This is a genomic window from Kitasatospora sp. NPDC059973, from assembly GCF_042737525.1.
GTDB lineage: Bacteria > Actinomycetota > Actinomycetes > Streptomycetales > Streptomycetaceae > Kitasatospora.
Genome location: NZ_JBHWUI010000027.1, coordinates 41044 through 60473, shown reverse-complemented (window position 1 = coordinate 60473; position 19430 = coordinate 41044). Strand labels below are relative to the sequence as shown.

19 protein-coding genes are annotated in these 19430 nt (G+C 75.4%); 10 read left to right on the top strand and 9 right to left on the bottom strand.

The genetic code is table 11. The features are described 5' to 3' along the window. The first annotated feature begins 117 nt into the window (after positions 1-117). On the top strand, positions 118-546 hold the full coding sequence (locus ACFWA9_RS10550; RefSeq protein ID WP_329491540.1) for a MarR family transcriptional regulator: 429 nt from the start codon (positions 118-120) through the stop codon (positions 544-546). Between the two features lie 35 nt (positions 547-581). On the opposite strand, the gene ACFWA9_RS10545 is transcribed toward ACFWA9_RS10550, so the two are convergent. Then, the gene (locus ACFWA9_RS10545) at positions 582-1718 is read right to left on the bottom strand and encodes an FAD-dependent oxidoreductase (RefSeq protein WP_380385413.1); all 1137 of its coding nucleotides are present in this window, start codon (positions 1716-1718) and stop codon (positions 582-584) included. A 232-nt stretch (positions 1719-1950) separates the two neighbouring features. Between ACFWA9_RS10545 and ACFWA9_RS10540 the strand changes: the two genes are divergently transcribed. After that, positions 1951-2643 carry a TetR/AcrR family transcriptional regulator gene (locus ACFWA9_RS10540; RefSeq protein ID WP_380385411.1) on the top strand — a complete coding sequence of 231 codons (693 nt, stop codon included), beginning with the start codon at positions 1951-1953 and terminating at the stop codon, positions 2641-2643. 136 nt (positions 2644-2779) lie between these two features. Here the strand turns inward: ACFWA9_RS10540 and ACFWA9_RS10535 are convergent, their stop codons facing one another. The 3 genes from ACFWA9_RS10535 to ACFWA9_RS10525 form a co-directional block, all read right to left on the bottom strand. Further along, positions 2780-3667, bottom strand: a complete 888-nt coding sequence (locus ACFWA9_RS10535) for a hypothetical protein (protein ID WP_380385408.1) — start codon at positions 3665-3667, stop codon at positions 2780-2782. A 96-nt stretch (positions 3668-3763) separates the two neighbouring features. Further along, positions 3764-4333: a hypothetical protein gene (locus tag ACFWA9_RS10530; protein WP_352290118.1), complete on the bottom strand. Its 570-nt coding sequence runs from the start codon at positions 4331-4333 to the stop codon at positions 3764-3766. A gap of 116 nt (positions 4334-4449) precedes the next feature. Continuing rightward, positions 4450-5841 carry a histidine-type phosphatase gene (locus tag ACFWA9_RS10525; protein WP_380385405.1) on the bottom strand — a complete coding sequence of 464 codons (1392 nt, stop codon included), beginning with the start codon at positions 5839-5841 and terminating at the stop codon, positions 4450-4452. A gap of 273 nt (positions 5842-6114) precedes the next feature. On the opposite strand from ACFWA9_RS10525, the gene ACFWA9_RS10520 reads away from it, so the two are divergent. Beyond that, complete coding sequence (locus tag ACFWA9_RS10520) at positions 6115-6738, top strand: DedA family protein (RefSeq protein ID WP_380385435.1); 624 nt, start codon at positions 6115-6117, stop codon at positions 6736-6738. Positions 6739-6786: 48 nt separating this feature from the next. Here ACFWA9_RS10520 and ACFWA9_RS10515 read toward each other — a convergent pair whose 3' ends face one another. Further along, complete coding sequence (locus ACFWA9_RS10515) at positions 6787-7509, bottom strand: ribonuclease H (RefSeq protein ID WP_352290114.1); 723 nt, start codon at positions 7507-7509, stop codon at positions 6787-6789. A gap of 420 nt (positions 7510-7929) precedes the next feature. On the opposite strand from ACFWA9_RS10515, the gene ACFWA9_RS10510 reads away from it, so the two are divergent. Beyond that, positions 7930-9660 (top strand): amidohydrolase, encoded by a 1731-nt coding sequence (locus ACFWA9_RS10510; RefSeq protein ID WP_380385402.1) that lies wholly within the window; start codon positions 7930-7932, stop codon positions 9658-9660. Positions 9661-9672: 12 nt separating this feature from the next. On the opposite strand, the gene ACFWA9_RS10505 is transcribed toward ACFWA9_RS10510, so the two are convergent. Beyond that, entirely contained in the window at positions 9673-10131 is a 459-nt protein-coding gene (locus tag ACFWA9_RS10505; RefSeq protein WP_380385399.1) for a MarR family winged helix-turn-helix transcriptional regulator, read from the bottom strand. A 532-nt stretch (positions 10132-10663) separates the two neighbouring features. Here ACFWA9_RS10505 and dhbA point away from each other — a divergent pair. The 6 genes from dhbA to ACFWA9_RS10475 all read left to right on the top strand — a co-directional run bounded on the left by dhbA (position 10664) and on the right by ACFWA9_RS10475 (position 16301). Then, positions 10664-11479 (top strand): 2,3-dihydro-2,3-dihydroxybenzoate dehydrogenase, encoded by an 816-nt coding sequence (dhbA, locus tag ACFWA9_RS10500; protein ID WP_380385396.1) that lies wholly within the window; start codon positions 10664-10666, stop codon positions 11477-11479. Between the two features lie 81 nt (positions 11480-11560). After that, positions 11561-12745, top strand: coding sequence for an isochorismate synthase (locus ACFWA9_RS10495; RefSeq protein ID WP_380385393.1), 1185 nt, complete (start codon positions 11561-11563; stop codon positions 12743-12745). Further along, on the top strand, positions 12742-14334 hold the full coding sequence (locus ACFWA9_RS10490; RefSeq protein WP_380385391.1) for a (2,3-dihydroxybenzoyl)adenylate synthase: 1593 nt from the start codon (positions 12742-12744) through the stop codon (positions 14332-14334). Before ACFWA9_RS10495 ends, ACFWA9_RS10490 begins: the two co-directional genes overlap by 4 nt. Before the next feature lie 34 nt (positions 14335-14368). Then, positions 14369-15001, top strand: a complete 633-nt coding sequence (locus ACFWA9_RS10485; protein ID WP_329491528.1) for an isochorismatase family protein — start codon at positions 14369-14371, stop codon at positions 14999-15001. After that, positions 14998-15816 (top strand): ABC transporter ATP-binding protein, encoded by an 819-nt coding sequence (locus ACFWA9_RS10480; protein ID WP_329491527.1) that lies wholly within the window; start codon positions 14998-15000, stop codon positions 15814-15816. The genes ACFWA9_RS10485 and ACFWA9_RS10480 overlap by 4 nt, the downstream gene beginning before the upstream one ends. Next, positions 15813-16301: a GNAT family N-acetyltransferase gene (locus ACFWA9_RS10475; RefSeq protein ID WP_380385387.1), complete on the top strand. Its 489-nt coding sequence runs from the start codon at positions 15813-15815 to the stop codon at positions 16299-16301. Before ACFWA9_RS10480 ends, ACFWA9_RS10475 begins: the two co-directional genes overlap by 4 nt. A gap of 66 nt (positions 16302-16367) precedes the next feature. On the opposite strand, the gene ACFWA9_RS10470 is transcribed toward ACFWA9_RS10475, so the two are convergent. From ACFWA9_RS10470 to ACFWA9_RS10460, 3 genes are read right to left on the bottom strand one after another with little or no spacing between them, the layout of a single operon-like run. Next, the gene (locus tag ACFWA9_RS10470; RefSeq protein WP_380385384.1) at positions 16368-17480 is read right to left on the bottom strand and encodes a FecCD family ABC transporter permease; all 1113 of its coding nucleotides are present in this window, start codon (positions 17478-17480) and stop codon (positions 16368-16370) included. Beyond that, complete coding sequence (locus tag ACFWA9_RS10465; protein ID WP_380385381.1) at positions 17477-18538, bottom strand: FecCD family ABC transporter permease; 1062 nt, start codon at positions 18536-18538, stop codon at positions 17477-17479. The genes ACFWA9_RS10470 and ACFWA9_RS10465 overlap by 4 nt, the downstream gene beginning before the upstream one ends. Beyond that, a complete protein-coding gene (locus tag ACFWA9_RS10460; RefSeq protein WP_380385378.1) occupies positions 18535-19362 on the bottom strand; it encodes a siderophore-interacting protein in 828 nt (275 codons plus the stop codon). The genes ACFWA9_RS10465 and ACFWA9_RS10460 overlap by 4 nt, the downstream gene beginning before the upstream one ends. Between the last annotated feature and the right edge of the window lie 68 nt (positions 19363-19430).

The window sequence follows — 19430 nt, the reverse complement described above, 5'->3', positions numbered from 1 at the left end:
TGTGTCGTCGTCAGTTCGGCGCCGGGGTCCCGGCGCCGTCGACGCCACCATAAGCATCAAGTTCGAATCATTCAAGCTGCAATTATGTCGGCTTGACGAACTGCTAGAGTGGGCGCCATGACGACGTTCTCCGAGCCGCAGGCCATCGCCGTGCGACAGCTGTGCGGCCTGGTGAACGGGCTGAACCAGCGGATCGTCGAGCACGTGCGCGTGCGCGCGGCGACCCTCGGGCTCACCCCCTCCCAGGCGGCCGCGCTGCGGGAGATGAGCGGGCCGATGACCATGCGCGAGCTCGCCGAGCGCATGAGCTGCGAGCCCTCCAACACCACCTTCGTCGTCGACAAGCTGGAGAAGCAGCAGCTGATCGAGCGGCACCCGCACCCCACCGACCGCCGCGCCAAGCAGCTCGTGCTCACCGCCGAGGGCACCGCGCTGCGCGAACGGCTCCTCGAACTCCTCACCGAGGGCTCGCCGTTGGGCAGCCTCACCGCACAGGAGAGGCAGCTGCTGCACGGCCTGCTGGAACGGGCCGTCGCCCCCGCGTAGGGCCGCGAGCGCGAGGAGCCCGGACCGGCGGGCGATCAACCGGTGGCGGCGAACCGCTCCAGCAGGCCCTCCAGCGCGCGCTCGCCGAACATCTGCGCCAGGCTCGCGGCGGACTCGGCGGCCGAGGCCGCGCCGCGCGGGAACATCGGCTCCTCGTAGGCCCGCAGGGCGGCCTCGACGTCGCCCGGGTGGGCGGCGAGGGCCAGGCCGAGTTCGGCCCCGTCGAGCATCGCGAGATTGGCGCCCTCCCCCGCGAACGGGGACATCAGGTGCGCGGCGTCGCCCAGCAGGGTCACACCGGGGGTCCGCTCCCAGCGGTGGCCGATCGGCAGGGCATGGATGCGCCGCCCGACCAGCGCGCCGTCGGCCTCCCCCACCAGCGCCCGCAGGCTCTCGTGCCAGCCGTCGAAGTGGGCCAGGACGGCGTCCTTGGCGGCGGCGGTGTCGGCCAGGTCGACGCTGTCCAGCCACCCCTCGGCGACCTTGAGGGCGGTGTAGACGTGCAGACTGCCGTCGCCCTCCCGGTGGGCCAGGAAGCCCCTGCCCTCCCCGAGGGAGAAGAAGAAGCCCCCGCCGATCAGGGCCGCCGCGGCCGGGTGACGGGTGTCCGCCTCGTGCAGGTCGGCCTCGACGAAGGAGACGCCGGTGTAGGCCGGCGTCGCCGCGGAGAGCAGCGGGCGGATCCGGGACCAGGCGCCGTCCGCACCGACCAGCAGGTCGGTGGTGACGGCCGAACCATCCTGGAAGCGCAGCTCGTGACGGCCGTCGCCGAGCGGGCGGGCGCCGGTCGCCTTCCGCCCCCAGTGGACGGTGCCGGGCGCGAGGGAGTCGAGCAGCAGGTCGCGCAGCCGGCCGCGGTCCACCTCGGGGCGGTCGCCACTGCCGTCGTCCTCCTCGGTGTGGCGGACGGCGCCGTCCGGGGCGACGATCCGCATGGCCTGGCCGCCCGGGTGGACGAGACCGAGGAAGGGCTCGTACAGGCCGGCCGCGCGGAGCGCACGCTGGCCCGTGTCGCCGTGGATGTCGAGCATGCCGCCCTGCGTGCGGGCCTCCCGGGAGGGCTCCAGGTCGAAGACGGTCGCGGCGATGCCGTGCACCTGGAGGACGCGGGCCAGGGTCAGACCGCCGAGGCCGGCGCCGACGATCGCGAGGGGGTGGTGGGTGGTGGTCATGGCGTGCTCCTCGGGCGGGTGGGGGCGTGGGGTCGCGGGTGGGGGCGGTCGGGCCGGCGGCTCGGGACGAGCGGGCGGCGCGCCCTCCTTCTCCAACGTAACGAACATGTTCGTCAGGAACAAGGTCTTAACGAACATGTTCGCCTGGGTGTCGAAGTTTCGTCTGGCTGCCAAAGTGTTCGTCGGGGCGCCGATCTTGTTCGTCCCGAACGCGATCGTTAGGCTCGACGGCGTGACGTCACGCTCCCCCGCCCCCCGGAGCCGCCGCGAGCGGCCCGCCAAGCCCGCGCTCACCTACGAGGGCATCGTCGACACGGCCGTCCGCATCATGCGGGCCGAGGGCCTTCCGCGCGTCACCATGCGCCGGCTCGCCCAGGAGCTCGACACCGGCCCGGCGTCGCTGTACGTCTACCTGGCCAACACCGCCGAGCTGCACGCGGCGATCCTGGAGGAGCTGCTGGGCGCCGTCGACCTCGGGCCGCTGAGCGCGCCGGGCGACTGGCGCGAGCGCCTTGCCGCCGTCCTCGGCTCGTACACGCACGTCCTGTTCCAGCACCCCAGCCTGGCGCACTCGGCCCTGCTGGCCCGCCCCTCGGGGCCGAACTACCTCGCGCTCGTCGAGGCCGTCCTCGCCCTGCTGCACGAAGGGGACGTCCCCGACGGCCAGGCCGCCTGGGGCGTCGACGTCCTGCTCCTGGCGGCCACCGCGATCGCCGCCGAGCAGGCCGGCCGCGACCAGGACGCCCGCGCCGAGGCGGAGCAGGGCGCGCTGGCCGACGCGCTCCGGGCGACCACCGCGGCCGACCACCCGCGCATCACCGCGCTCGGCGCGGACCTCCTCTCCGGCACGCCCGAGCAGCGGCTGGCCTGGATCCTGCGCACCGTCATCAACGGCACCCTGGTCACACCCCGGCCGCAGGCCTGATCCCCGGCCGGGCGGCGTCCACGGCCGAGGGCGTCGGCGGCGGCGCCGGTGCCCGCCCGGGGCGAGGCCGCCGCCGTCCGCCGCGCCCAGGGCTCAAGGGGGCTGACGGCGCGTCGGTGGCGGGAGGGCGGACCGGTCAGCCGCGGCCGACGTCGCGGGTGAGTTCCAGCCCCAGCACCCGGTCCAGGGCGGCGAAGGTCTCGAAGCGGGCCCCGTCCGCGAGCCCGGAGGCCGCCCCGACGCGGTGCAGCAGGGCGAGCACCGCAGGGGTGTCGAGGTCCCCGGTGAACGCGGCCGCGGCCTCCCGCCGGATCTCGTCCGGCACGGGCTTCGAGGGCCCCCAGGCCCAGTAGGCGACCTGCCGCCGCCAGTCCCGCAGCGTGCCCGCCGCCTCGGCCAGCTCACGCGGACCCGCCACGACCGGCTCGCGGTACGGGCGGGCGAGCAGGGCCAGCCGCAGCGCGGAGGCGTCGACGGCGCCGGAGCCGAGACCGGCCGCCAGCTCGCCGCCCCGGTCCGGCCCGGCGGGGCCGACCCCGAGCCAGACGCCCGCCCCGCCCGCCCGCTCGGCGTCCGCCGCCAGGACCTGGACGTCCGGCGGGCCGCCCAGCGGACCGTCCGGATCACCGGAGGCGACGACGGCGACCGGCGGGTGGACACCGAGAGCGGCGGCGGCACGCCCGAAGTCGGCGGCGGCGCCCTCCGGCACGGCGAGGACCCGCACCACCTGGAGGCCCTCGATCTCGGCGACCCTCTGCAGGACGTCACCGACCAGCGCGGCCCGCAGGTCCCCCGCCCCGATCCGGCCGCCGGCGCAGCCCAGCCGGACACCGACCCGCAGCAGCATCCGCCGCCCGGGCGGGATCCCGGTGCTGCGCCCGGTACGGGCGTCGGCCACGCTCAGCGCGGGTTGCCGGGCGCCCGGCCCCTCCCGCGCGACCTCCTCCAGGCGCAGCGCCGGGCCGTTGCCGGCCCCCACCGCGCCGCTCACCGCGCCCGTAGGGATGCCCTGTTCGTCCACCACTCGGCCACACCTCCTCGGCGTGGCCATCCTCCTCCCCCGGCCCCGGCGCCGCCACCGGCCGTACCGGGCACCGGCGGAGGACCCGCCCGGACGGTGTCAGCCCGCCACGGGCCGGGCCTGCGCGCCGAAGGCCCGCTCGGCGGCGGTCATCACCCAGTGCGGGAACTGCTCCAGCGGGATCGCCGGCGAGGCGGGGAATCCCGGGCGGATCGACGCCTCGGGGAAGAACGCGACCCGGCACCGCCGGCACAGCCACCCGGCCTGCCACACCCGGGCGTGCGGTTGCCGGTGCGCCGCCTCCTCGGGGGACCCGGAGCCGGGCCGGCGGCGGGAGCGCGCGACGAGCTCCACGATCGCGGCGGCCGCCAGCAGGATCAGCGGGAGGACGAACGGACCGGCCAGGTAGCCCGCCCGGTAGGCCGCGTCGTACCCGGAGAGGTCCTCCCGGTCGCGGACCAGCGAGAGGATCCCGACCACGGCGAAGATCGCCGCCAGGGCGGACAGCGCGATCGCGCCGCCGCTCAGCTCCCGGGCCGGCTTCGGCTCGGGCGGCGGGGCGAGCAGCGCGCGAACCGGCTCCTCGAGCGGCTCCGTGGTGTCCGCGAGAGCCCGCGACACCGGGACGGACCGGTCGGACGCCTCGCACTGCGGGCAGGTGGCACTCATCCGGCGGGTCACTCCTGAGGGGCTGTGGGGAATCGGTGAACGCGTAGTACAGCACACGGGACTGACCCTCCGTGCCACCGGGCCCGCGGCCACCGGCCGCCCGGGTGCCCCGTCCGCTACGCGGTCCGGCCGAAGCAGCGCTCCAGCTCGTCCAGGTCGTAGAAGTAGCTGCCCTTCGAGACCGGCGCGCAGCCCGGCCGGAAGGCCGTCTGCTGCTCGTTGTACAGCATCCGGACCAGGTAGTCGTCGCCCTTGCGGAAGAGGTCCCACTGGATGTTCGCGCCCATCGGGGCCACCGTCGCGCCGCGCCAGGCGTTGCGCGCGTAGGTGTACGGGGACGCCTCGGTGACCTGGGTCGTGCTGCCGGGCAGCCGCATCAGCGCGGCGAGCGGGATGATCTCCTCGGCGTGGGTGAAGCGCAGCTCGGCGGCCGGACCGCCGGTGCCCGCCCGGCGGTTCTCGGCCTTGCGGAACAGGTCGTCGAGGAGCACTCCGGCCATCTTGTAGGTGATGTCCTGACCGGCGAAGCCCGGGCCCTTGGTGTAGTACTCCTCGGCGTTGTCGAGGTAGCCGAACCAGGCGGCCTCCTCGGAGCCGATGTAGCGGCCCAGGTGCCAGTCGCCCTCGTCGGTGAGGTCGGCGGTGACGCTGTACAGGTTGAAGACGGCCTGGGCCGCGTCGACCTCGTTCCCGGCGAAGGGGTAGCCGCCGGCCGCGAGGCGGTCGACGAACGGCCCGGTGAAGATCCGGCCCAGCACCTTCCGGGCCGCCCGGTGGCTGCGCGGCTGGTCCCTGACCGCCGCGAGGGTGGCCGCCAGCCGCGGGTCCTTCTTGACGTAGTCGGTGTAGTCCTTGTTCACGGCGGACTTGTGGAAGTAGAGCAGGTCGGTGTCGGTCCGGGCCGGGTCGACGGCCTTCGCCAGCGCCGGCTCGGCCGCCAGCAGGCCCTTGGTGAACTCGGTGCCCGAGTCGACCGCCCGGGGCTGGCCGGAGCTGACCACGTCGATCCGGTCCGGGCCCGCCGGGTCGTCGGCCCCGGCGGCGATCCGCCGGAAGAGGCCGGGGAGCCGCTGCTCCATCCGCTCGGCCGTGTCCTGGAGCGCCCGCCGGCCCTGCCCGGTCAGCGCCCCGTAGCCCACCTTCGCGTTGGCGTCGAGCAGCGCCCGCACGTCCGGGCCGAAGCCCTTGCCCACCCGGGTCAGCGCACCCTCGTCGGCGGCCTGCTGCCAGAGCTTCACCAGGAGGTCGCCGTCCTCGCTGTCGCTGAGCGCGCGGGCGCCGTGCCGGGAGACGGTCTGGGTGAGGACCGCGGTGTAGCCGGCCGGTGCCTGCTGCAGGCTCCGGACGCTCTGCAGCGGCCGGTAGGGCGCCTTGGTGGTGGCGCCGGCCGGCGTGCCGAAGGCCGGGCCCGCCGCTGGGCCGCCGTGCGCCTGGGCGGGGACGGCCACGGCCAGGGACAGCAGCGCGGACGCGGCCAGCGCCACGGTGGAGGTGAGGGTGCGTCGCATGGGGGGTCCAGGGGTCGCTCGGGAACGGGAGAGCCGGGCCGATCCCACTCGATCCGCGTGACCTCCGGGCGTCCCGCGCATGTCGGCCCGGTGCACAGGCGGGCAACTCACCCTCGCCGGCGGCGGCCGGACGGCGGGCCCCGCCGGGCCGCGCACCGCTTGCTGTGGCGGGTGGCGCGGGCGCGCGAGTACGGTTCACCACGTGCCCAGTTCTCCCGCAGGACGACACCCGGACCGGCGGACGGCCGCGGCCGGGACCGGGTGAGCGGCGTGCTGCTGGCCGTCGACCCGACGAGCGGGGACTCCCTGCTCGCCGCCTTCGGCGCGCTGGCCGTGCTGGTGGTGGTGTTCGCCGAGTCGGGACTGCTGGTGGTGGGGTTCTTCCTCCCCGGTGACACCCTGCTGCTGCCCGCCGGGGTGCTCTGCGCCGCAGGCAGCCGCTCCGGGCCCCACCTGTCGCTCTGGCAGGTGATGCTCTGCGCCGCGGTGGGGGCGGTGGCCGGGGCCCAGGTGGGCTTCCTGCTCGGGCGCCACGGCGGCCGGCCGGCGCTGGCCCGCAGCCGCAGCGGGCGGCTGAAGTCGGCGGCGGCCCGGGGGGAGGCGCTGCTGCGCCGCTACGGCTACCGGAAGGCGATCGTCCTGGGCCGCTTCGTGCCGCTGGTCCGGACCGTGCTCAGTCCGCTGGCGGGCATGCTGGACGTGCCCACCCGGACCTTCACCGTGTGGCAGATCGTCGGCGGTGTGCTCTGGTCGCAGAGCCTGGTGCTGATGGGGTACTGGCTGGGCGCCGCCGTCCCCGGGATCGAGAGCTACCTGTGGCTGCTGGTGGGCGGCGTCGTGGTGCTCTCGCTGCTACCGCTGCTGCTGAACTCCCGCAAGGGGTCGGACCGGGGCTGACCGCCCGACCCGCGGTCCGCCCGGGCAGGCCGGGCGGACCGGGACGGCTCAGGTGGAGCGGGTGCCGGCCTCGGCGGCCTGGGCGCAGTCGGGGTGGCCCCAGCCGTCCGGGTTCTTGGCGATCGGGTCGCCGACGGCGTACGGGCGGCCGCAGCGGCAGGAGCCGGGGAACTTGGCCTTGGTCCGGCCCCCGGCGGACTTGGCGCCCGCGCGGCCGCCGGTCCGCTTGGCGGCCGGGGCCCCGGCCTGCCGAGGCCCGGCCGTCGGTGCGGCGTCCGCGCGGGGGGCGGGCAGCGGCGCGTCGACGGAGGTGCCGCTCGCCGGCTGCTGGGCCACCGCCGCGTCGCTCGCCGCCCGGTCGGCGACGGCGTTCAGCGGATCGCCGTCGACCTGGTGCGCGGGGACGTAGACGAACTCGACGTCGCGCCCGGCCAGCAGCGCGTCGATCGCCACGATCAGGTCCTTGTTGGCGACCGGAGTCCCGGCGGCGGTCTTCCAGCCCTTCCGGCGCCAGCCGGGCAGCCACTGGGTGACCGCCTTCATCGCGTACTGGGAGTCCATCCGGACCTCCAGCGGCACTCCCGGCCGGACCGCGCCCAGCAGCTCCTTCAGCGCGGTCAGTTCGGCGACGTTGTTGGTCGCGCGGCCGAGCGGCCCGGCCTCCCAGCGCTGCGGCCGGCCGTCGGCGTCGGCGATGACCCAGGCCCAGGCGGCCGGACCGGGGTTGCCCTTCGAAGCGCCGTCACAAGCGCCGATGATGCGTTCTGCCATGCGGCGATCATGCCAGTGCGCCGCGGGTCCTCGCACATGCCGGGCGTCCGGGCCCCGGGCGGCCCGGGCAGCGGACGAAGCGGCGGGCTGCCGGTGGGGCGGCCACCGACCGGGCCGCCGGTGGCTCAGGAGACGACGGTGCGGGCCTCCCGGCCACGCCGTTCCCCGGTTCCTGGCAAGAGCGCCGCCGGGCGGGCGGGCGGCACCCGGGCTTCCCCGCGCCGAAGGGCCCCGGCAGACCGCGTGGCCGGCCCGGACCGCGAGGTGCGCGGTCGGCCGTTCCCCGCCCGGCTCGGGGCGACGTGCCGGGCGGGCGGCTCGCCGCAGGACCGCGGAGCGGGCGATCCGGTGGAGGGTTGACGAACGATCACGTGGGGTAGTGGCCCGGTCACCATTCGCATCCACCCAAGGGGCAGCAGCATGGCCGAGCAGGCCGACCTCATCTTCCACGGCGGCGACATCGTGACCGTCGCCGACGGGCCGGCGCCGGAGGCCGTCGCGGTCAAGGACGGGCTCATCGTCTTCGTCGGCGGCCTCGACGAAGCGGTCGACGGCTGGCGGGGGCCTCGGACGCGGCTGCGCGACCTCGCGGGAGGGGCGCTGCTGCCGGGGTTCGTCGACGCGCACGGGCACCTGGGCGGGATCGGGCTGCAGGCGACCATCGCCGACCTGCTGGCCGAGCCCGACGGGGACGTCGCCGACCTCGCCACGCTGAAGGAGAAGCTGCGGGCCTGGGCGGAGGGCCCGGTGGGCCGGGACTCCGACTGGATCATCGGCTTCGGCTACGACGACGCGATGCTCGCCGAGGGCGTCCACCCGACCCGTGACGACCTCGACGAGGTCTCCACCAGCCGCCCGGTGCTGGCCATCCACCAGTCCTTCCACCTGGGCGCGGTGAACAGCCTGGGCCTGGAGCGCCTGGGGTACGGCGCCGCCACGCCGGACCCGGAGGGCGGGGTCATCCGCCGCCGGGAGCTCGCGGTACCGCCCTCCTACGGCGAGCCCGACGGGGTGCTGGAGGAGAAGGCCTTCAATCCCGCCTCGGAGCTGGCGATGGCGGGCCTGCCCGAGGCCGCGCTGCTGGCCCTGTTCATCGAGGGCGCGGAGTCGGCGGCGCGGTTCGGCTTCACCACCGTGCAGGAGGGCGGCACCAGCCCGGCCAACCTCAAGGCGCTGCGGGACACCGCCGCCGCCGTGCCGTTCAAGATCGACGTGGTCGCCTACGTCAAGGCCGACCTGCTCGCCGACGCCCCGGAGGACGACCCGGTCGGCGCGAGCCGGGAGTACGTCGACGGGGTGCGCGCGGCCGGTGTGAAGCTGGTCCTGGACGGCTCGCCGCAGGGCCGCACCGCCTGGCTCACCGAGCCGTACCTGACCCCGCCGGCCGGACTGCCCGACGACTACCGCGGCTACCCCGCGATCGAGGACGACAGCACCGTCCTGAAGCAGGTCGGCACCGCCTACGCCCGGGGCTGGCAGGTGCTCGCCCACGTCAACGGGGACGCCGCGATCGACCAGTTCCTCAGGGCGGTCGAGGGCGCCACCGAGCTGACCGGGCCCGCCGACCGGCGGACGGTGGCGATCCACGCGCAGACCGCCCGCCGGGACCAGGTCCGGGAGTTCGCCCGGCTGGGCGTCATCCCGTCCTTCTTCTCCATGCACACCTACTACTGGGGCGACTGGTACCGGGGCACCGTCCTCGGGGAGGAGCGGGCCGCGACCATCTCGCCGGCCCGCTGGGCGCTGGACGAGGGCCTCGCCTACACCTCGCACCACGACGCCCCGGTGGCGCTGCCCAACTCGATCGCCATCCTGTCCAGCCAGGTGACCCGGCGCAGCCGGACCGAGGGCGTGGTGGTCGGCCCCGAGCAGTGCGTCGACGCCCTGGACGCCGTGCGCGCGATCACCGTCAACGCGGCCCGCCAGTACTTCGAGGAGGACCGCAAGGGCACCATCGAGGTCGGCAAGCTCGCGGACCTGGTGATCCTCAGCGCCAGCCCGCTGGCCGTCGACCCCGAGGAGATCAAGGACATCACCGTCGTCGAGACCATCAAGGCCGGCCGCACCGTCCACCCCGCGCCCGCCGGGGCGCTCCGCGCCACCGCCCTTCCCGACACGCCCCGGACGCCCGAGTGGGGGTGCAGCTGCTGACGGGCCGACACCTCACCGAGCGTGCCCGCGGACCGGCCGAGGTTCGGGCCGGGGCGCGGGCCGGTCGGGCCCGGCCTCGGCCTGCCCCAGGTGGCCGTTCAGCCGGTTCAGCATGTCGAACAGCCGGAGCCGCTCCTCGCCGGACAGTGGGGCGAGGACTTCGTCGTCGGCGGCGGCCCGGTCCGAGTTGATCCCGGCCGCCGCCGACCGGCCCGGCGCGGTGAGGTCGACGTGCACCCGTCGGCGGTCGGCCGAGGAGCGGGTGCACGTGACGTACCCGGCACCGACCAGGTCGTCGACCACCTTGATCACGTCGCTGGAGCCGATCTCCAGCCGGGCGGCCAGCTCGCCCTTGGAGTGACTGCCGTCCTCCTCCAGTGCGCAGAGCACCATCACGTGCCAGAGCCGGAGCCCGCGGCGCTCCGCCTGGATCGCGAGGCGTCGACGGGCGGCCTGGCCGGTGCGGGACATGAGGAAGCTGCTCAGTGCCAGCAGCCCCGGGTGCGGAGGGATTCATCCGGTCAGCCAATCTTCACCGGGACACGGGCCCGGGCGGGAGCCGTTGCACATGCGGGGCGGAGCCGCCGCCGGCCCGGAGGTCGGCCACGGCCGGCGGGTCGTGGGACCCGCCGCCGGGGAGCAGCCGATCGGCGTGCGCGCGTCCGCACGGGGGCGCGGGACGGGCCTCGGCCACCCCGGCCGGCCCGCGACGGGGAACCGATCGACATAAGGTTAGCCTCGCCTAACTTATGAAGTCACGTCAAGGATCCCTCGGCGATCGGGGGAGTGTCGGGGGAATCCGGGACATCGGGCGCCCGGTGGGGGCGTCAGGGCCGGGCACCAGCCCGTCGGCCGACAGCGGGGCCCCCCTGATCGCGACACCGAGAACACCACTCCGGGGCACACCCACCCTGGTCGCCCCAGGGAAACATGGTTAGGCTAGCCTTACCGAACTGTGGTGCTCAGCCCATTCGACCGACCTGCCCGCTCCCGGAGATCTCTCATGCCGACTTCCCCCGTGGACGTCCCCGCTCCGCCCGCCACCGACACGGGAGTCCGGGCCTCGGCCGGCCCCGACCGCACCGCGGAGTTCGACGGGCGCGTCGCGCTCGTCACCGGCGCGGCCCAGGGCATCGGCGCCGCGGTCGCCCGCCTGCTCACCGAGCGCGGGGCCCACGTCGTGGCCACCGACCGGCGGGCCGACGGCCCCGGGCTCGGCCTGCTGGACGTCACCGACGCCGCCGCCGTCGAGGCCGGGGTCGAGCGCGTGGAGCGCACGGTCGGCCCGATCGACATCCTGGTCAACGTCGCCGGGATCCTGCGCCCGGCCCTCGCCGTGGAGACCACCGACGAGGACTGGGCAGCCACCTTCGCCGTCAACACCACGGGGGTGTTCCACACCTGCCGGGCGGTCGGACGCCGGATGGCCGAGCGCGGCGCCGGCAGCATCGTCACCGTCGGCTCCAACGCCGCCGGGGTGCCGCGCACCACGATGGCCGCCTACGCCGCGTCCAAGGCCGCCACCGCGATGTTCGTCCGCTGCCTCGGCCTGGAGCTCGCCCGGTCGGGCGTCCGCTGCAACCTGGTCTCCCCCGGCTCGACCGACACCGAGATGCAGCGCTCGCTGTGGCGCGACGACGCCGCCGAACAGCGCGTCATCGACGGCGACCCGGCCAGCTACCGGGTCGGGATACCCCTCGGCCGGATCGCCGACCCCGAGGACATCGCCGAGGCCGTGGTGTTCCTGGCCGGCGACCGGGCCCGGCACATCACCATGCAGGACCTCTACGTCGACGGCGGAGCCACCCTGCGCGCCTGAGCCGTCCTCTCCCCCGCACTCGATCCACCGGTCGGACGATCCACCGGGCAGAGCCGATCCCGCCTTTCCGAACGGAGCAGCATGACCACAGTGAACGAGACCGGCGGCACCACCGCGGACCACCGCGTCGGCGGTGCCCTGCTGGCCGCCTACCGCCCGGGGCCCGACCGGGCGTTCTTCGCCGGTCCGAGACGGACGCTGCTCGCCACGGGCAGCCGGGCGGCCGTCACCGATCCCGCCGAGGCCACCCGCCTGCTGCGGGAGGCGCGCACCCCGGAGCGGCCCGACCCGCTCGTGGTCGGCGCCGTCCCCTTCGCCCCCGGCCGCCCGGCCGCGCTCTTCATACCCGACCGGACCCAGTGGGCCCAGCCGGTCCACGACGACCCGCTGCTGCGGCTCGCGCCCGGGGACCGCACCGGCCCGGTCTGGACCAGCCGTGCCGTCCCGGCCCCCGAGGGCTACCGGGACGCCGTCGCCGACGCCGTCCGGATCCTCGCCGCGGACGGCGAACTCAGCAAGGTCGTCCTCGCCCGGACCCTGGAGCTGTCCACCCCCGGCGGCGCCGACCTCCCGGCCATGCTCCGCCGGCTGATCCACCGCGACCCGCACGGCTACACCTTCGCCGTCCCCGGCGAGGGCAGCGCGACCCTGGTCGGCGCCAGCCCCGAGCTGCTGGTCTCCCGGCGCGGCACCGCCGTGACCTCCAACCCGCTGGCCGGCTCGGCCGCGCGCAGCGACGACCCGGTGGAGGACCGGCGGCGCGCCGCCGCCCTGCTGGAGTCGCCGAAGGACCTCGCGGAGCACGCCTTCGTGGTGGACGCCGTCCGGCGCGCGCTCGAACCCCACTGCTACGACCTGGTCGTGCCCGAGCGGCCGTCGGTGATCCGCACCGCCGCGATGTGGCACCTGTCCACGGTCGTCACCGGCACCCTGCGCGACCCCGCCACCAGCGCGCTCGACCTCGCGCTCGACCTGCACCCCACGCCGGCGGTCTGCGGGACGCCGACCGACCGGGCCCGCGCGCTGATCGGTACGCTGGAGCCCTTCGACCGCGGGTTCTACACCGGGGTGGTCGGCTGGGGGGACGCCGACGGCGACGGCGAATGGGTCGTCACGCTCCGCTGCGCGGAGGCCGACGGGGACGGCCTGCGGCTGTTCGCCGGCGCCGGTGTGGTCTCGGGCTCCGTACCGGAGCACGAACTCGCCGAGACCAGCGCGAAGTTCCGCACCTTTCTCCACGCCGCCGGACTGGGAGACGACAAGTGACCGACTGGCCCGAGGAGTACGTCCGCCGCTACCGGGCGGCCGGCTACTGGACCGACGAACTGCTCGACGAGATGGTCCGCCGGCACGCCGCCGAGCAGCCGGGGCAGATCGCGGTCGTCGACGGGGAGCGTCGGTGGAGCTACGCCGAACTCGACCGGCGGGCCGACCGGATGGCCACCGGGCTGCTGGCCCGGGGCATCCGCCGGGGCGAGCGGATCGTCCTCCAGCTCCCCAACGTGGCCGAGTTCTACGAGGTGTTCATCGGCGCGCTGCGCGCCGGGGTGGTGCCGGTGATGGCGCTGCCCGCCCACCGGCACGCCGAGATCTCCTACTTCTGCGAGTTCGCCGGGGCCCGCGCGCTGATCGTGGCCGACCGGCACGCCGGCTTCGACTACCGGGAGATGGCCGGCCGGGTCACCGCCGCGGTGCCCGCCCTCGCCGAGGTCTTCGTGGCCGGCGACCCGGGGCCGTACACCTCGCTGGACGACCTGCGCGCCGACGAGCCCGCGCCGGTCCAGGACCCTCCCGCCGCCACCGACCTGGCCTTCCTCCAGCTCTCCGGCGGCAGCACCGGCCTGCCCAAGCTGATCCCCCGCTACCACTTCGACTACCTGTACAGCGTCCGCGAGTCCGCCGCGATCTGCGAGCTGAGCGCGGAGACCGTCTACCTCTGCGCGCTGCCCGCCGCGCACAACTTCCCGCTCAGCTCCCCCGGCAGCCTCGGTGTCTTCCACGCCGGCGGCCGGGTGGTCCTCGCCCCCGAGCCCAGCCCGGCCACCGCGCTGGCGCTGATCGAGAGCGAGCGGGTCACGCTGACCGGCGTCGTCCCGCCGCTCGCCCTCGCCTGGGCCAACGCGGCGCCCGGCGCCGGCCGGGACCTCTCCAGCCTGCGCCTGCTCCAGGTGGGCGGAGCCAAGCTCAGCGAGGAGGCCGCCCGCCGGCTCGGTCCCGCGCTCGGCTGCGGCCTCCAGCAGGTCTTCGGCATGGCCGAGGGCCTGGTGAACTACACCCGGCCCGAGGACCCGCAGGACACCGTGCTGACCACCCAGGGCCGTCCGATCTCCCCCGCCGACGAGGTGCGGGTGGTCGACGACGAGGACCGCGACCTGCCCGACGGCGCCACCGGCCACCTGCTCACCCGCGGCCCGTACACCATCCGCGGCTACTGGAACGCGCCCGAGCACAACGCCACCGCCTTCACCGGGGACGGCTTCTACCGCACCGGCGACCTGGTCCGCCGGACCCCCACCGGCCACCTGGTGGTCGAGGGCCGGGCCAAGGACCAGATCAACCGGGGCGGCGAGAAGGTCGCCGCCGAGGAGGTCGAGAACGTGCTGCTCGCCCACCCGGCCGTCCACGACGTGTCCGTGGTCGCCGTGCCCGACGAGCACCTCGGCGAACGCAGCCGGGCCTACGTGATCCTGCGCCCCGAGGCGCCCCGCCCGCGCGTGGTCGAGCTGAAGGCCTTCGTGCGCGCCCGCGGCCTGGCCGACTACAAGGTGCCCGACCTGGTCGAGTTCGTGACCGAGTTCCCGCAGACCGGCATCGGCAAGGTCAGCAAGAAGGACCTCCGCACCACCACCTCCTGACGCTCCGCCCCGGAAGAGAGCAAGTCCAGACACCATGGCTCTGCCCACCATCGCCCCGTACGATCCCCCGCGGGTCGACCAGCTCCCCGCGCCCAAGGTCCCGTGGCGGGTCGACCCCGCCCGGGCCGTCCTGCTCGTCCACGACCTGCAGAACTACTTCCTGTCCGCGTTCCCCGCCGAGGGCCCGCCGCTGGCCCCGGCCCTCGCCCGGACCGCCCAGGTCCTGGAGTACGCCCGCGGGAACGGCGTGCCCGTCGTCTACTCGCACCAGCGCGGTGGGCAGACCCCCGAGCAGCGCGGCCTCCAACTGGACTTCTGGGGGCCCGGGTTGCCCGCCGACGCGTGGGCGCAGGCCGTCCCGGAGGCGGTCGCCCCGGCCGAGGGCGACACCCTGCTGCTCAAGTGGAAGTACAGCGCCTTCGCCCGCACCGAACTGGCCGACATCCTGGCCCGGTCCGGCCGCGACCAACTGGTGCTGGTCGGCGTCTACGCCCACATCGGCGTGCTGATGACGGCGGCCGACGCCTGGAGCCGCGACATCCAGGCCTTCGTGGTGGCCGACGCCACCGCCGACTTCTCCGCCGAGAAGCACCTGGAGGGCCTGCGCTGGGCCGCCGAGAAGTGCGCCGTCGTGCTGACCACCGACCAGCTCCTGGAGGCCTCGTGACCGCGCCCGAGGAGTCCGGGCGGCTCTACGCCGACCACGTGACGCTGCGCTACGGCGACCGCGCCATCGCGACCGACCTGTCGATCGGCGTGCCGGACGGCTCCTTCACCGTCATCGTCGGCCCCAACGCCTGCGGCAAGTCCACCCTGCTGCGGGCGTTCGCCAGGCTGCTCAAGCCGGCCGCCGGCCGGGTCCTGCTGGACGGCGAGCAGATCAGCGCGCTGCCCTCGAAGGAACTCGCCCGCCGGCTGGGCCTGCTCCCGCAGAGCTCCACCGCACCCGACGGCATCACCGTGGCCGACCTGGTCTCCCGCGGGCGCTACCCGCACCAGGGGCTGTTCCGGCAGTGGTCCAGGGAGGACGACCGGGTGGTCGCGGAGTCGATGGCCGCCACCAACGTCGACACCCTCGCCGCCCGCTTCGTCGACGAGCTCTCCGGCGGCCAGCGACAGCGGGTCTGGCTGGCGATGGCCATCGCCCAGCAGACCCCGCTGCTGCTGCTCGACGAGCCGACCACCTTCCTCGACATCGCCCACCAGGTCGAGGTCCTCGACCTGTGCGCCCGGCTGCACGAGGAGCAGAACCGCACCCTCGTCGCGGTGCTCCACGACCTCAACCAGGCCGCCCGCTACGCCAGCCACCTGATCGCCATGCGGGACGGCGCGGTGGTGGCCCAGGGCCCGCCCGGCGAGATCGTCACCGCCGAGCTGGTCGAGAAGGTCTTCGACCTGCCCTGCCAGGTGATCGAGGACCCGCAGACCGGTACCCCGCTGGTGGTCCCGATGGCACCCGGACACCGGTCGAGGACCAGGTGAGCCGCACCGTCACCGGAATCCTGCCGGTACGGCGGGCGACGGCGGCCGACGCGGCGGCGCTCTTCGCGCTCTCCGAGCCGTCCATGGTCTCGGGCGAGCTGCGCCGCCGCCGGCCGGCCGACTACCGCTCGCCGGAGGACCGCTTCCTCCTGGTCGACGGCCCGTCCGGACCGGACGGCTGCGTGGCGCTGCGACTGCTCGCCCCCGAGCTCCCGGCCCACCCCGCCCCCGGGCTGGTGCACAACTTCTGCGTCCGCGAGGGCCTGCGCGGCGCGGGCCTCGGCTCGCAGCTCCTGGACGCCCTGCTGGACGAGGCCGGGCGGCACGGGGTGCGCACCCTCGTCACCGCCAGCACCGGCGGCGGAGCGCTCTTCCGCCGTTACGGCTTCGAGGAGATCCCGGCCGCGCTCGCACCGCGGGCCTGGGCCGACCGGCTGGACCCGGCCCGCCGCTCCCTGGTCTTCCTCAGGACGCTGGAGGGCTGAGACCGCCGCCGGACAGCCGAAGTCCCCGGGTCCGTGATCGGACCCGGGGACTTCGGCTGTGCGGGGTCAGCCGCGCGAGGCCCGCCACTGACCGGCGATCAGCCAGACCAGGTAGCAGCCGCCCACCACGCCGGTGAACACACCGACCGGCAGCTGGGTGGGGGCGAGCAGGCGCTGCGCCGCCAGGTCGCTGACGGCCAGCAGCACCGCGCCCAGCAGCGCGGAGCCCACCAGGTTGGGGCCGGTGGCCCGGGTCAGCCGGCGGACGGCCTGCGGGGCGATCAGCGCCACGAACGGGACCGGGCCGGCCGCGGCGGTGGCGGCGGCCGTCAGCGCGACGCCGATCAGCACCAGCCAGATCCGCACCCGCTCGGTGCGCACCCCGAGCGAGGAGGCCGCGTCGTCGCCCATCTCCAGCATCCGCAGCGGGCGGCCGAGCAGCACCGCCGCCGGCAGCAGGACTGCCAGCGCGAGCGCCATCGGCCCGCAGTGCTCCCAGCCGCGGGCGTTGAGACTGCCGGTCAGCCAGACCGCCGCGCTCTGCGCGTCGCTGAACGAGGCCCGGGCGATCAGGTAGGCGTTGAGCGAGGAGAGCAGCGAGCTGACCCCGATGCCGACCAGCACCAGCCGGTAGCCCTGGGTGCCGCCGCGCCGGGCCAGCAGGTAGACCAGGAACGCGGTGACCAGCCCGCCCACCACGGCGCCGAAGGCGACGGTGGCGGCGCTGCCGCCGATCACCAGGATCACCGCCAGCGCCCCGGTGGCCGAGCCGACCGTGAAGCCGATGACGTCCGGGCTGCCCAGCGGGTTGCGGGCGAGCGTCTGGAAGAGCGCGCCGGCCAGGCCGAGCGCGGCGCCCACCAGGAGGGCGGTCAGCAGCCGCGGCAGCCGCACCTCCATGACGATGTAGCGGTCCGCGCGGACGCCGCCGCCGGTGAGCACGTCGATCACGTCGGAGACCGGCAGCGGGTAGTCACCGGCCGTCAGCAGCCAGGCGCAGACGCCGAGCAGCGCGAGCACCAGCAGCCCGCCGACCACCGTCGCCCGGCGGTGCCAGCGCAGCGAGCGCCCGCCGGGCAGCCGCAGCGCCCGCAGCGGGACGGGGGGCCGGGCGGCGGGGCCGTCCGGTGCGGTCACGACGGGTGCGGCGGGCCGGGAGACCGTCAGGGGGCTGTTCACAGTTGGGCGATCCTTCGGCCGCGGACGAGGGCGATGAAGAGCGGCGCGCCGATGAAGGCGGTGACCACGCCGGCCTGGAGCTCCGCCGGGTGCAGGAGCACCCGGCCGAGGATGTCCGCGCCGACCAGCAGCACCGGGGCCAGGACCGCCGAGAGCAGCATGATCCAGCGCTGGTCCGGGCCGCAGACGTGGCGGGCGAGGTGCGGAACGGCCAGGCCGACGAAGGCGATCGGGCCGACCGCCGCGGTGGCGGCGCCGCACAGCAGCGTGACGGCGACCAGGCTGAACGCCCGGGTGCGGGCCGGGTGGGCGCCCAGCGCGTGCCCGGCGTCGTCGCCGAGGGCGAGGGCGTTCAGCGGACGGCCCAGCAGCAGGGCGAGCGCTCCGCCGGCCGCCAGGAACGGCAGCACCTGGCCGAGCACCGCGGAGTCGACGCCGGCCAGCGTGCCGACCTGCCAGAACCGGAACCGGTTGAGGGTCAGCGGATCGAGCAGGATCAGGCCGTTGACGAAGGCGGTCAGCACGGCGGTGACGGCGGTTCCGGCCAGCGCGAGGCGCGCGGGGGTCGCCGAGGCCCGGCCGCCGCCACCGAGGATCTGCACCACCAGGGCCGCGACGGCGGCGCCCGCCAGGGCGAACCAGATGTAGGAGTGGAAGCTCCGCAGGTCGAACAGGGCCGTCCCGGCCGCCACGGCCGCGGCGGCGCCGCCGTTGACGCCGAGCAGGCCGGGGTCGGCCAGCGGGTTGCGGGTGAGCGCCTGCATCATCGCGCCGGCGACCCCGAGGGCGGCGCCGACGGCGATGCCGAGCAGCGTGCGCGGGATCCGCGCGTGGTGCACCACGATCCAGTCCTCGGACGTGGGCTCGTGGTGGAACAGGACGTGCAGGACCTGGCCGGGCGGGATGTAACGGGCGCCGATCGCGATGCCCGCGAGGGCGAGCAGGGCCAGCAGCATCAGTGCTCCGAGGAGCCAGGCCAGCCGTCGGCCGGTGCCGATCCGCCCGGGCGGGGTGATCTTCGCCCCGGCCGCGGCGCGCGGCGCAGTGGCGGTCGTCATGCGTGCTCGTGCTCGCCCTCGTGGTGGTCGTGGTTGGCGACGCCACGCTTCCAGTAGCCGTCCACGTCGACCTGGTGGCGGTCCAGGCCGCGCTCCGCCCGCAGGTGACGGCGGATCGGCTTGAGCGCGTTGGCCTCACCCGCGACCCAGGCGAAGCCCAGGCCGGGCGGCAGCTGCGCCGCGCGGACGGCCCGCTCCAGCAGGTCGGTGCTGCCGGCCGGGGCGTCGCCGCGGTGCAGCCAGGTGACGGTCGCGTCGGTGGCGGTCTCGAAGACCTGCTCGTGCTCGGGCCCGGGCACCTCGGCGAAGGCGATCACCTTGACGCCGGCGGGGAGCATCTCCAGCCAGCGGCCGAGCGCCGGGATGGCGGTCTCCTCGGCCGCGAGCAGGTACCAGTCGTGGACGAAGGGGATCTCCTCCGACCCGCGCGGGCCCAGGACGCCCAGCCGCATGCCGGGTTCGGCGGCCTCGGCCCAGCTGGAGCCGACGCCGGCGCCGTGCAGCACCATGTCGATGTCGAGCTCCTGCTCGGCCCGCCGGTAGTGGCGCACGGTGTAGTCGCGGGTGATCGGCTCGACCGGGGCGTCCATCCAGGTGTCGTTCTCGACCACCGGCACGACCGGCAGGGCGGCCCCGTCCTCGGCGAAGCAGAGCTTCACGTGGTCGGTCGGGGCCTGCTCGCAGAAACCTTCGAGGTCGGGACCGCCGAAGGTGACCCGCACCGTGCCGGGCGTGACCCGGGTGACCCGCCGGACTTCCAGCAGGCGGTACTTCAGCGGGTGGCGAACGATCCGCATGCGCGGTGGCGCGGTCTCTGTGGTCATCGGTCAGCCCAATCCGGTGGGAGGTGTGCGCAGGCCGGGAGGCGCGGGAGCCGCCCCCCGGTGAACGG